At 62.4% G+C, this 12,370-nt stretch carries 9 protein-coding genes; 7 read left to right on the top strand and 2 right to left on the bottom strand.

Annotation, left to right across the window (positions count from 1 at the left end):
* The first annotated feature begins 39 nt into the window (after positions 1-39).
* The 7 genes from gloB to LOY37_RS09030 all read left to right on the top strand — a co-directional run bounded on the left by gloB (position 40) and on the right by LOY37_RS09030 (position 9,857).
* Positions 40-819, top strand: a complete 780-nt coding sequence (gloB, locus tag LOY37_RS09060) for a hydroxyacylglutathione hydrolase (RefSeq protein WP_045202110.1) — start codon at positions 40-42, stop codon at positions 817-819.
* A gap of 99 nt (positions 820-918) precedes the next feature.
* Positions 919-2,343, top strand: coding sequence for a LysM peptidoglycan-binding domain-containing protein (locus LOY37_RS09055; protein ID WP_195883455.1), 1,425 nt, complete (start codon positions 919-921; stop codon positions 2,341-2,343).
* Positions 2,344-2,469: 126 nt separating this feature from the next.
* Positions 2,470-4,299, top strand: coding sequence for an extracellular solute-binding protein (locus LOY37_RS09050; RefSeq protein ID WP_195885971.1), 1,830 nt, complete (start codon positions 2,470-2,472; stop codon positions 4,297-4,299).
* Positions 4,296-6,149 (top strand): extracellular solute-binding protein, encoded by a 1,854-nt coding sequence (locus LOY37_RS09045; protein WP_093385230.1) that lies wholly within the window; start codon positions 4,296-4,298, stop codon positions 6,147-6,149. Before LOY37_RS09050 ends, LOY37_RS09045 begins: the two co-directional genes overlap by 4 nt.
* A 1-nt stretch (position 6,150) precedes the next feature.
* On the top strand, positions 6,151-7,224 hold the full coding sequence (locus LOY37_RS09040) for a microcin C ABC transporter permease YejB (protein ID WP_045202116.1): 1,074 nt from the start codon (positions 6,151-6,153) through the stop codon (positions 7,222-7,224).
* Between the two features lies 1 nt (position 7,225).
* Positions 7,226-8,245: an ABC transporter permease gene (locus tag LOY37_RS09035; protein ID WP_045202118.1), complete on the top strand. Its 1,020-nt coding sequence runs from the start codon at positions 7,226-7,228 to the stop codon at positions 8,243-8,245.
* A 1-nt stretch (position 8,246) separates the two neighbouring features.
* Positions 8,247-9,857: an ABC transporter ATP-binding protein gene (locus LOY37_RS09030; RefSeq protein ID WP_258716671.1), complete on the top strand. Its 1,611-nt coding sequence runs from the start codon at positions 8,247-8,249 to the stop codon at positions 9,855-9,857.
* Positions 9,858-9,982: 125 nt separating this feature from the next.
* Here LOY37_RS09030 and LOY37_RS09025 read toward each other — a convergent pair whose 3' ends face one another.
* Positions 9,983-11,854 (bottom strand): SurA N-terminal domain-containing protein, encoded by a 1,872-nt coding sequence (locus LOY37_RS09025; protein WP_045202122.1) that lies wholly within the window; start codon positions 11,852-11,854, stop codon positions 9,983-9,985.
* A gap of 198 nt (positions 11,855-12,052) precedes the next feature.
* Positions 12,053-12,325: an HU family DNA-binding protein gene (locus LOY37_RS09020; protein ID WP_045202124.1), complete on the bottom strand. Its 273-nt coding sequence runs from the start codon at positions 12,323-12,325 to the stop codon at positions 12,053-12,055.
* Positions 12,326-12,370 lie beyond the last annotated feature (45 nt).

Below are 12,370 nucleotides of genomic sequence, written 5' to 3'. Positions count from 1 at the left end.
CTAAGATGCACCCATGTCCACCGTTTGGCGAATCGCACCATGATACAGATCGATGCCCTGCCCGCTTTCAACGATAACTACATCTGGTTGTTGCAAGATGCTGCCAACCAGCGTTGCGCGGTGGTCGATCCGGGCGATGCCGCGCCGGTTCTGGCCTGGCTTGAGCGCCATCCCGGCTGGCAACTGAGCGACATCCTCATTACCCATCACCACCACGATCATGTCGGTGGCGTCGAGCAGCTCAAGTCGCACACCGGCGCGACCGTCTACGGCCCGGCCCACGAGCGCATCCCTGGCCGTGACCAGGCCCTGGAGGACAACGCCAGCGTGCGCGTTCTGGGTCTGGATTTCCAGGTTATCGCGGTGCCTGGACACACCCTGGGACACATTGCCTATTATTGCCCGCAAACAACCACCCCGGTGCTGTTCTGCGGCGACACCCTGTTCGCCGCCGGTTGCGGGCGCCTGTTCGAGGGCACGCCGGAGCAGATGCACCACTCCCTGCAGCGCCTGGCCGCGCTGCCCGCCGCCACCCTGGTGTATTGCACCCACGAATACACCCTGAGCAACCTGCGCTTCGCCCAGGCGGTGGAGCCTGAAAACCCGCACATTGCCCAACGCTTCGCCGACGTTACCCAGCTTAGGGCACAAGATCGCATCACGTTGCCATCAACCCTGGCCCTGGAAAAGCTCACCAACCCCTTTCTGCGGACCACCGAAACATCCGTTAAAGAAAAACTAGACGAACGGATTGACCACTTAAACCCTACGCCAAGTGCTGTTTTTGCTGGGTTGCGTGCTTGGAAAGATACGTTCTAAACAGCCGCTGCTGGTGACGGAAAGTTCTGAAAGGTTGACCGTTGGGGGGCCGCTTTCTAGAATCCCCCGACATTTTTGCCCGGAACTTCGTCCCAGCCAATGTCGTCCACTAGCCGCAGAACCTTCAATTCCGTCGCCCTGACGCGCCTGGCCCAAGCCAGTGCGCTGGCCCTGGCCGCCACCCTCGTGGGCTGCCAGAGCACCCGTCAAGTCGACGAATCCGACAGCGTTCGCGCGCACAACTACCAGGCCCGGGCCAAGCAGAAGCCGTTGGTCGTACCGGTCAAGCCGGTCGTCGAGCAGGCCCCCCAGGACGTCTGGGAGCGCATGCGCCAGGGCTTCGTGCTGCAGGACGGGGTTGCGGTCAACCCGCGCATCGAACAGCAACGCCTGTGGTTCGCCAGTAATCCTTCGTTCCTCGAAACCGCCGGCGACCGTGGCAGCCTGTACATCCACTACATCGTCGAACGCCTCGAAGAGCGCAACATGCCGCTGGAGCTGGCGCTGCTGCCGGCAATCGAGAGCGCCTACAACCCCATGGCCTACTCCCGGGCCCATGCGGTGGGGCTGTGGCAGTTCATTCCGTCCACCGGGCGTTACTTCAACCTGCGCCAGACCCGCTTCTACGATGGCCGTCGCGATATCACCGCCTCGACCAACGCCGCGCTGGACTACCTGACCCGCCTGCACGACATGTTCAACGGCGACTGGCTGCTGGCCCTGGCCGCCTACAACGCCGGTGAAGGCACGGTCAGCCGCGCCATCGAGCGCAACGAGAAGCTCGGCCTGCCAACCGACTACTGGAACCTGCCGCTGCCGCAGGAAACCCGCGACTACGTGCCCAAGCTGCTGGCCCTGTCGCAGGTGGTGATGACGCCGCAAGCCTATGGCGTCAACCTCAACCCGATTGCCAACGAGCCCTACTTCGAAGCCGTGGCGATCAAGGACCGCCTCGACCTGTCACGGGTCGCAGCCCTGGCCGAGATCGACGAAGACGAACTGTTCCAGCTCAACCCGGCCTTCAAGAAGCGCATGACCGTCGACGGCCCGCAGCAACTGCTGGTGCCGACCGCCAAGGCGCAACTGCTGACCGCTTCGCTGTCGAACATGAAGCCTGAAGAGCTGCTGACCCTGCAGCCGAAAAAGGCCGTGTTCGAAGCTGCCATGGCCGAAGCGGCGCCGCGCACCACCACAACCCGTAACAGCCGTTACCGGGTCAAGCGTGGCGACAACCTGGCCAGCATCGCCAAGGCCAACAAGGTCAGCGTCAAGGACTTGCAGCGCTGGAACAAGCTTTCCGGCAAGAACCTCAAGGCCGGCCAGACCCTGGTGATGCAGAACGCCCAGCCGGTTGGCGCCAAGAACCAGAAGAAATCCACCCAGTACAAGGTGCGCAAAGGCGACTCGCTGTACCTGGTGGCCAAGCGCTTCAACGTCGAGATGCAGCATCTCAAGCGCTGGAACCCACGCAGCGGCCACGCCCTCAAGCCAGGCCAGACCCTGACCGTCTACCTCAACCATTGAGGTCCGTGCTCCGGTCACTGACCGGAGCCACCTGCCCCGCCCCACGCGGCACTCTTTTTCCAGTCGATACAAGCTGTTACTGTAGCTGGAATAAAGCCCAAGCCGCCTGGATCGGATCTCGACTTGATACGTCCCCTCCTGTTGCTGTCACTCAGCCTGGCCTTGAGCTTTCCCGCGGGCGCAACAATCAGCGAAAGCCACGGTTACGCCCAGTTCGGCACGCTCAAGTATCCAGCCAAATTCACCCACTTCGACTGGGTCAATCCGCAAGCGCCCAAGGGCGGCACCTTGCGCGCCATGGCATTTGGCACCTTCGACACCCTCAACCCCTACACCTTCAAGGGCTCAAGCCCGGTCACCACGCCGAACTTCTTGCAGTACGGGGTGAGCGAGCTGAACGAAACCCTGATGGTCGGCACCGGCCAGTACGACCCCTCCGGTGATGAGCCCACTTCAAGCTATGGCCTGATCGCAGGCTCGGTCGAGTACAGCGAAGACCGCAGCTGGGTGGTGTTCAACCTGCGCCCCGAAGCGCGCTTTCACGATGGCAAGCCGATTACCGCCAGCGACGTGGCGTTCTCCTATCGCACCCTGCTCAAGGAAGGCCATCCGATCTACCGGACCAACCTGCAGGAAGTCAAACGCGTCGATATCCTCAACCCGCGACGCATCCGCTTTGTCTTCAAGCGCGCCGGCAACCCGCTGCTGATCCTGCGCCTGGGCGAGATGCCGGTGCTGCCGGCGCACTACTGGAAAGGCCGCGACTTCAAGGCCACCACCTTCGAGCCGCCTTTGGGCAGTGGCCCCTACCGCATCACCCAGGTGCAGCCCGGGCGACGCCTGGTGTTCGAGCGGGTGAAGAACTACTGGGGCAAGGACCTGGCGGTGAACCGCGGCAAGTACAACGTCGACCGCGTCGAGTACGAGTTCTATCGCGACAGCGCAGTGGCCTTCGAAGCCTTCAAGGCCGGTGAGTTCGACATCTACATCGAGCACCAGGCGAAGAACTGGGCCAACGGCTACAACTTCCCGGCGGTGCGCCGCGGCGATGTGATCAAGGCACAGATCCCGCACAAGATTCCAACCCAGACCCAGGGCCTGTTCATGAACAGTCGCCGGGCGACCTTCAGCGATGCGCGGGTTCGCCAGGCACTGGGGCTGATGCTCGACTTCGAGTGGACCAACCGCGCCCTGTTCAGCAGCGCCTACCAGCGCGCCACCAGTTACTACCCCAACAGCGAATTCGCCGCCAGCGGCCTGCCGGTGGGCAAGGAGTGGTTGCTGCTGGCGCCCTACCGCAAACAACTGCCGGCAGCGCTGTTCACCGAGCCCTATTCGGTGAGCCACACCGACGGCCGAGGGATCAACCGCCAGACCTTGCGCCAGGCCCTCGAGCTGCTCGGCCAGGCCGGCTGGAAGCTCAATGGCCAACGCCTGCTCAACAGCGCCGGGCAACCCTTGAAGCTGGAACTGTTGCTGGTCAATCCGAACCTTGAACGGATCCTGCAACCTTATGTCGAAAATCTCGCCAGCATTGGCATCGAAGCACGCTTGCGCACGGTAGACCGGGCCCAGTACAAACAACGCCTGGACCAGTTCGACTTCGACATGATTCTGATGACCCTGAACCAGACCCTGAGCCCGGGCCTTGAACAATGGCTGTACTTTCACTCTAGCCAGGCCTCGACCAAGGGCAGCAAGAACTATGCTGGCGTGAAAGACCCGGTGGTCGATCACCTGCTCGACACCCTGCTGGCCGCCCAGAGCCGTGAAGACCAAGTGGCCGCCGCCCGCGCCCTGGACCGGGTGCTGCTGTGGCAGTACTACATGATTCCCAACTGGTATCTCGACAACCACCGCCTGGCCTACCGCAATCGCTTTGCCTTTGTGGCCACGCCGCCCTATACCCTGGGGCTCAACAGCTGGTGGATCAAGCCTTCGGAGAAAGCCCAATGATGCCAATGTCCCGCCTGCGCCTGAAGGCCTGCGCACTGCTGCTGGCCTGCCTCGGTGGCCAGGCACTGGCTGCACCGCAACACGCCCTGACCCTTTACGATGAAGCGCCGAAATACCCGGCAGGCTTCAAGCACTTCGACTACGTCAACCCCGACGCGCCCAAGGGCGGCACCTTCCGCCAGGCCGGCTTCGGCGGCTTCGACAGCCTCAACCCGTTCATCAACAAGGGTGTTTCCGCCGACGACATCGGCCTGATCTACGACACTCTGATGACCCAAAGCCTGGATGAGCCCTTCACCGAGTACGGCCTGGTCGCCGGCAAGATCGAGAAAGCTCCGGACAACAGCTGGGTACGCTTCTACCTGCGCCCCGAAGCACGTTTTCATGACGGCCAGCCGATGCAGGCTGAAGACGTGGTGTTCACCTTCAACACCCTGATCAAGCACGGCGCACCGCTGTACCGCGGTTACTACGCCGACGTCGCCGAAGTGATCGCCGAAGATCCGCAGCGGGTATTGTTCAAGTTCAAGCACAGCAACAACCGCGAGCTGCCGCTGATCCTCGGCCAGTTGCCGGTATTGCCCAAGCACTTCTGGGAAAACCGTGAGTTCACCAAGGGCAACCTCGAAGTTCCCCTGGGCAGCGGCCCGTACAAGGTCGCCGAGGTCAAGCCGGGGCGTTCGATTCGCTACGAGCGGGTCAAGGACTACTGGGGCAAGGACCTGGCGGTCAATCGCGGCTTTTACAACTTCGACGAGATGACCACCGACTATTACCGCGACAGCGCCGTCACCCTCGAAGCGCTCAAGGCCGGCCAGTTCGACTACCGCCTGGAAACCGCCGCCAAGAGCTGGGCCACCGCCTACGACGTGCCAGCCGTACGGCAGAAACGCCTGATCCTCGAAGAGCTGCCCAACGGTAACCCGACCGGCATGCAGGGCTTCGTCTACAACATCCGCCGCCCGCTGTTCCAGGATGTGCGGGTACGTGAAGCGCTGAGCCTGTTGCTGGACTTCGAATGGACCAACAAGCAGCTGTTCAACGGCGCCTACACCCGCACCCGCAGCTACTTCGAGAACTCCGACATGGCCGCCACCGGCCTGCCCGACGCCGCCGAACTGAAAATTCTCGAACCGCTGCGCGGCAAGATCCCCGACCAGGTGTTCACCCAGCCCTTCGCCAACCCGGTCACCGATGGCAGCGGCATGATCCGCGAACAGCAGCGCAAAGCCTACAAGCTGCTGCAGGACGCCGGCTGGCGCATCGTCGACGACAAGATGGTCGACGCCCAGGGCAAGCCAGTGTCGATCGAGTTTCTCCTGGCCCAGACCGAGTTCGAACGCATCCTGCTGCCGTTCAAGCGCAACCTCGCCGACCTGGGCATCGACCTGGTGATTCGCCGGGTCGATGTTTCGCAGTACATAAACCGCCTGCGCTCACGGGACTTCGACATGATCGTCGGCGGCTACCCGCAGTCCAACTCGCCGGGCAACGAGCAACGCGAGTTCTGGCAGAGCGCCGCCGCCGACAACCCCGGCAGCCGCAATTTCATCGGCCTGAAGGACCCGGCCATCGACACCCTGGTCGAGCAGTTGATCAACGCCGATTCGCGACAAAGCCTGATCGAGCATTCGCGCGCCCTCGACCGGGTGCTGCAATGGGGCTTCTACGTGATCCCCAACTGGCACATCAAGACCTGGCGCGTGGCCTACTGGAACCACATCGGCCACCCCAAGGTGTCGCCCAAATACGACATCGGCATCAACACCTGGTGGATCAAGCCGGATGTCGAGCCGGTGGTACCGCTGAACCCGGCGCCCGAGGCGCAAGCGGCCGAAGGGGCGAAATAGCATGCTGGCCTATATCTTTCGCCGTTTGCTGCTGATCATCCCGACCCTGCTGGGCATCCTGATCATCAACTTCATCATCATCCAGGCCGCCCCAGGCGGCCCGGTCGAGCAGATGATCGCCAAGCTTGAAGGCTTCGAGGGCGCCACCAGCCGGATTGCCGGAGGGGGTGCCGAAGTCTCGGTGGCCGGCTCCAACTACCGCGGCGCCCAGGGCCTGGACCCTGCCCTGATCAAGGAAATCGAGCAGATGTACGGCTTCGACAAATCGGCGCCGGAACGCTTGTGGATCATGATCAAGAACTACGCCCACCTGGACTTTGGCGACAGCTTCTTCCGTGATGCCAAGGTCATCGACCTGATCGTCGAGAAGATGCCGGTGTCGATCTCCCTGGGGCTGTGGAGCACGCTGATCATGTACCTGGTGTCGATCCCCCTGGGCATCGCCAAGGCCACCCGCCACGGCAGCCACTTCGACGTCTGGACCAGCTCGGCGATCATCATCGGCTACGCCATTCCGGCGTTCCTGTTCGCCATCCTGCTGATCGTACTTTTTGCTGGCGGCAGCTACCTGGACTGGTTCCCGCTGCGCGGCCTGACTTCGAACAATTTCGACGAGCTGAGCACCGCCGGCAAGCTGCTCGATTACTTCTGGCACCTGGTGCTGCCGGTCACCGCCCTGGTGATCGGCAACTTCGCGACCATGACCCTGCTGACCAAGAACAGCTTCCTCGACGAGATCAACAAGCAGTACGTGGTCACCGCCAAGGCCAAGGGCCTGAGCCCTAACCGCGTGCTCTACGGCCATGTGTTTCGCAACGCCATGCTGCTGGTGATCGCCGGTTTCCCGTCGGCGTTCATCGGTATCTTCTTCACCGGCTCCCTGCTGATCGAGGTGATCTTCTCCCTCGATGGCCTGGGCCTGATGAGTTTCGAGGCGGCGATCAACCGCGACTACCCGGTGGTCTTCGGCACCCTGTTCATCTTCACCCTGCTCGGGCTGGTGGTGAAGCTGATTGGCGACCTGACCTACACCCTGGTCGACCCACGTATCGACTTCGACAGCCGGGAGCACTGAGATGAACCTGTCACCTCTGAATCGCCGGCGCTTCGAGCGCTTCAAGGCCAACCGCCGCGGCTGGTGGTCGCTGTGGCTGTTCCTGATCCTGTTCGGCCTGAGCCTGGGCGCCGAGCTGATCGCCAATGACAAGCCACTGGCCGTGCGCTACGACGGCCAATGGTATTTCCCGGCGCTCAAGCGCTACCCGGAAACCACCTTCGGCGGCGAGTTCCCGCTGGAAGCCAACTACAAGAGCCCGTACATCCGCGAACTGCTCGCCGCCAAGGACAGCTTCGTGCTGTGGGCGCCGATCCCGTTCAGCTACCAGAGCATCAACTACGACCTCAAGGTCCCGGCCCCCGCCCCGCCGTCGGCGCAGAACTGGCTGGGCACCGACGACCAGGGCCGCGACGTGCTGGCGCGGGTCATCTATGGTTTCCGTATCTCGGTGCTGTTTGCCCTGACCCTGACCATCCTCAGCTCGATCATCGGCGTGATCGCCGGTGCCCTGCAGGGTTTTTACGGCGGCTGGGTGGACCTGGCCGGGCAACGCTTCCTGGAAATCTGGTCGGGGCTGCCGGTGCTGTACCTGCTGATCATCCTCGCAAGCTTCGTGCAACCGAATTTCTGGTGGCTGCTGGGGATCATGCTGCTGTTCTCGTGGATGAGCCTGGTGGATGTGGTGCGCGCCGAGTTCCTGCGCGGGCGCAACCTTGAGTACGTGCGCGCGGCACGGGCGCTGGGCATGCAGAACGGCGCGATCATGTACCGGCATATCCTGCCCAACGCGATGATTTCGACCATGACCTTCATGCCGTTCATTCTCACCGGCGCCATCGGCACCCTGACCGCCCTGGACTTCCTCGGCTTCGGCCTGCCGCCCGGCGCGCCGTCGCTGGGCGAACTGGTGGCCCAGGGCAAGTCCAATCTGCAAGCGCCCTGGCTGGGCATGAGCGCCTTCGCGGTGCTGGCCTTGATGCTCAGCCTGCTGGTGTTCATCGGCGAGTCCGCCCGCGATGCCTTCGACCCGAGGAAATGAGATGAGCAAGCAAACCTTGATCGAAGTCCGTGACCTGGCCGTCGAGTTCGTCACCGGCGATCAAACCCAGCGGGTGGTCGAAGGTGTCAGCTTCGACATCCGCCGCGGCGAAACCCTGGCCCTGGTCGGTGAAAGCGGTTCGGGCAAGTCGGTGACGGCGCACTCGATCCTGCGCCTGCTGCCCTACCCGCTGGCCCGCCACCCGAGCGGCAGCATCCTGTTCGAAGGGCAAGACCTGCTGACCCTCGACGAGAAAAAGATGCGGCGCATACGCGGCAACCGCGTGGCGATGATCTTCCAGGAGCCGATGACCTCGCTCAACCCGCTGCACAACATCGAAAAGCAGATCAACGAGATCCTCCTGCTGCACAAGGGCCTGCGCGGCAAGGCGGCCACTGAGCGCACCCTGGAGCTGCTGGCGATGGTCGGCATACCCGAGCCGCACAAACGCCTCAAAGCGCTGCCACACGAGCTCTCAGGCGGCCAGAGGCAGCGTGTGATGATTGCCATGGCCCTGGCCAACGAGCCTGACCTGCTGATCGCCGACGAACCGACCACGGCGCTGGACGTCACCGTGCAGTTGAAGATCCTCGAGTTGCTCAAGTCCCTGCAGGCACGCCTGGGCATGGCGCTGCTGCTGATCAGCCACGACCTCAACCTGGTCAAGCGCATTGCCCACCGGGTCTGCGTGATGCAAAAGGGCCAGATCGTCGAGCAAGCCGACTGTGAAGAACTGTTCCGCCACCCCAAGCATCCCTACACGCAGATGCTCCTCGGTGCCGAGCCCAGCGGCGGCCCGGCCGGCAACCCGCCCGGCGCGCCGATGCTGCAGGTCGAGAACCTGCGCGTGTGGTTCCCGATCAAGAAGGGTCTGTTGCGACGCACCGTCGATTACGTCAAGGCGGTGGACGGCATCAACTTCGACCTGCCCCAGGGCCAGACCCTGGGCATTGTCGGCGAAAGCGGTTCGGGCAAGTCGACCCTGGGGCTGGCGATCCTGCGCCTGCTGGGCAGCCAGGGCAGCATCCGCTTTCAGGGCACGAGCCTTGAGCACCTGACCCAGCAGCAGGTACGCCCGCTGCGCCGGCAGATGCAGGTGGTTTTCCAGGACCCGTTCGGCAGCCTCAGCCCGCGCATGTGCGTCAGCGACATCGTCGGTGAAGGCCTGCGCATCCACCGCATGGGCAGCGCCGCCGAGCAGGAGCAGGCAATCATTGCCGCCCTGCAGGAGGTCGGCCTTGATCCGCAGGCGCGGCACCGTTACCCGCACGAGTTCTCTGGCGGCCAACGCCAGCGCATCGCCATTGCCCGGGCACTGGTGCTCAAACCGGCACTTATCCTGCTCGATGAGCCGACCTCGGCCCTGGACCGCACCGTGCAGCGCCAGGTGGTCGAGCTGTTGCGCTCATTGCAGAGCAAGTACAACCTCACCTACCTGTTTATCAGCCACGACCTGGCGGTGGTCAAGGCGCTCAGCCACCAGTTGATGGTGGTCAAGCAAGGCCAGGTGGTGGAGCAAGGGGTGGCGGCGGATATCTTTGCCGACCCGCAGCATGCGTATACCCGGCAGTTGCTGGAGGCGGCGTTTCTGGCGCCAGCTGCCGTTCAGTAGCCTCTTCGCGGGGCAAGCCCGCTCCTACAAACCGGTGGGAGCGGCGGTGCGGCGACCCGACTTGCCCCGCGATGAAAACAGAACAGGCCGCATAAGCGGCCTGTTCTGTTTCAAGCATCCAGCACTCAGTAGCGAGTGATATCCGCTTTGGCTTCCAGCTGCTTGCGGTATGCCGCGAAGTCCTGCTGGCCGGCGCGCGAAGCGAGGAAGCGGCGGTAGCTCGCTTTCTCTTCTTCAGTGGCCGCTGTGCCTTCGTTGACGCCGTTCAGACGCAGTACCACCAGGCTACCATCGTTAAGGGTGACGCTGGCGTACACCGGCTTGTCCTTGGCTTCAGGCTTGCTCATACGGAACAGCGCCTGCAGCTCGACCGGGTCGATACCGTCCTGGCTACGCGATACCGCCTCCTGAACCTTCCAGGCCTGACCGTCCTGGCTGGCCGCCAAGGCAATCTTGCCATCGCGCAGACCGGCGATCAGGGCATCGGCCTTGGTCTTCAGGGCAGCAGTCGCCTGCTCTTTGGCCAGGTGCTTGCGGATGCTCTCGGAGACCACTTCAAGGCCCAGTTGCTCAGGCTTGCGGTGTTCCTTGACGCGCAGCACCACGATGGTTTCCGGATCCAGCTCGATCGCCGTGCTGTTGGAGCCTTCTTCCAGCACTTCAGTGCTGAATGCCGCCTGGATCACCGCGCGGTTGGCAGTGATGCCTTCGCCGCCTTCACGACCGAACGCTGGCGAGGTATGCACCTTCAGGCCCAGTTCCTGCGCCGGCTGGGCGAGGTCGGAGGCTTCGAAGGCCGAGTCTTCCAGCTGCTTGGTCACTTCGACAAAGCGCTGTTCGACCTGCTGGGTTTTCAGCTCACGGGTCAGCTTGTCTTTCAGGCTGTCGAAGCTTGGCACTTCAGGCGCCTGCACATCGAGCAGCTTGATCAGGTGGAAACCGTATTCGGTACGCACCGGGCCCGAGACCTGGTCCTTGTTCAGCGCATACAGTGCGTCTTCGAAGGCCGGATCATAAACGCCCTGGCCGGCATAACCGAGGTCACCGCCATTGCTGGCCGAGCCCGGGTCCTGGGAGAACTCCTTGGCCAGAGTGGCAAAGTCTTCGCCCTTGGCCAGGCGCGCCTGGATTTCTTCGATCTTGGCCTTGGCCTGCCCCTCGTTCACCTTGTCATTGATTTCAACAAGAATGTGCGCGGCATGCCGCTGCTCGGCCAGGTTGGCGATTTCTTTCTCGTACAGCGCCTTGAGCTCGTCCTGGTTGACTTCAACCTGGTCGAAGAACGCGGATTTCTTCAGCTCGATGTAGTCGATGACGACCTGGTCGGGGCTCATGAACTCCTTGGCGTGTTCGTCGTAGTGCGCCTTGATCTGCTCGTCGGTAACCTTGACCGCGGCCGGATCGGCCTTGAAGGTCAGCGAAGCGAAATCGCGGGTCTGTTTTTCCAGACGGGCAAAAGCGTCGACCTGGTCGTCGGTAACAAAACCGCTGCCGGCAAGGCCGGTGCGCAGTTGGCCGATGAGCATTTCCTGAGCCAGCATTTCGCGGAACTGCAGACGGCCGTAGCCCATCTGGCGAATGACCTGATCGAAACGCTCGGGGCTGAACTTGCCGTCCACCTGGAACTCAGGGGTTTGCAGGATCAGTTGGTCGAGGGCAGCTTCGGAGAAAGCGAACTTGGCGTCTTCGGCGCCTTGAAGCAGCAACTTGCGATCGATCAAGCCCTTGAGCGCGGCTTCACGCAGCATTTGCTCGTTGAGCATGGCCGGATCGAAATCCTTGCCCAGCTGTTGCATCAGCTGTCGACGTTGCATGTCGACGGCCTGGCTCAGCTCGTTCTGGCTGATCTTGTCGCCATTGACCTTGGCAGCGTCCTGGCTGTGGGTGGTGGCCTGGAAGATGGCATCGAAGCCGGTCAGTGCCATCAAGGCTACGATGACACCGATGATGGTCTTGGCAATCCAACCTTGTGAATTGTCCCTGATATTCTGCAGCATGCGTCCCCCAGAAACGGTTGTACTGAATGAACCAACCGTGGAGCGTGGGTAGAGTCCTGATAGAAGAAAGGCGCATCCGAGGATGCGCCTTCTCGTAACTGGCCGAGCGCCGGGAACCTGGTATCAGGCCTCCCGGCGCTCGGCAGCCGGACCAGGCGTGAGCCCGGCTCGGTTAGGCGTGAGCCTGAAGGAAGCGACTTAGTTGACGGCTTCTTTCAGAGCCTTGCCAGCCTTGAAGCCAGGCTTCTTGGCGGCAGGGATTTCCAGAGTCTTGCCGGTTTGCGGGTTGCGGCCGGTGCGAGCTGGACGGTCGGTGACCGAGAAGGTACCGAAACCTACCAGTACCACGGAGTCACCTGCCTTCAGGGCGCCGGTGACGGATTCGATTACTGCGTCCAGCGCTTTGCCAGCGGCAGCTTTCGAAATATCAGCAGATGCGGCGATAGCGTCAATCAGTTCCGACTTGTTCACTCTAAGTCCCCTTATATCTCTATTGAGTTTGTTTCTAAGTATGTA

Origin of the sequence: Pseudomonas sp. B21-012 (assembly GCF_024749305.1) — a bacterium.
GTDB lineage: Bacteria > Pseudomonadota > Gammaproteobacteria > Pseudomonadales > Pseudomonadaceae > Aquipseudomonas.
The sequence above is the reverse complement of the archived record's forward strand: the minus strand, read 5'-3'. Positions and strand labels throughout refer to the sequence as shown.

Coding starts and splice junctions, on each gene's coding strand:
- gloB (WP_045202110.1), top strand. CDS start 40: ATGATACAGATCGATGCCCTGCCCGCTTTCAACGATAACTACATCTGG.
- LOY37_RS09045 (WP_093385230.1), top strand. CDS start 4,296: ATGATGCCAATGTCCCGCCTGCGCCTGAAGGCCTGCGCACTGCTGCTG.
- LOY37_RS09035 (WP_045202118.1), top strand. CDS start 7,226: ATGAACCTGTCACCTCTGAATCGCCGGCGCTTCGAGCGCTTCAAGGCC.
- LOY37_RS09055 (WP_195883455.1), top strand. CDS start 919: ATGTCGTCCACTAGCCGCAGAACCTTCAATTCCGTCGCCCTGACGCGC.
- LOY37_RS09025 (WP_045202122.1), bottom strand. CDS start 11,854: ATGCTGCAGAATATCAGGGACAATTCACAAGGTTGGATTGCCAAGACC.
- LOY37_RS09040 (WP_045202116.1), top strand. CDS start 6,151: ATGCTGGCCTATATCTTTCGCCGTTTGCTGCTGATCATCCCGACCCTG.
- LOY37_RS09030 (WP_258716671.1), top strand. CDS start 8,247: ATGAGCAAGCAAACCTTGATCGAAGTCCGTGACCTGGCCGTCGAGTTC.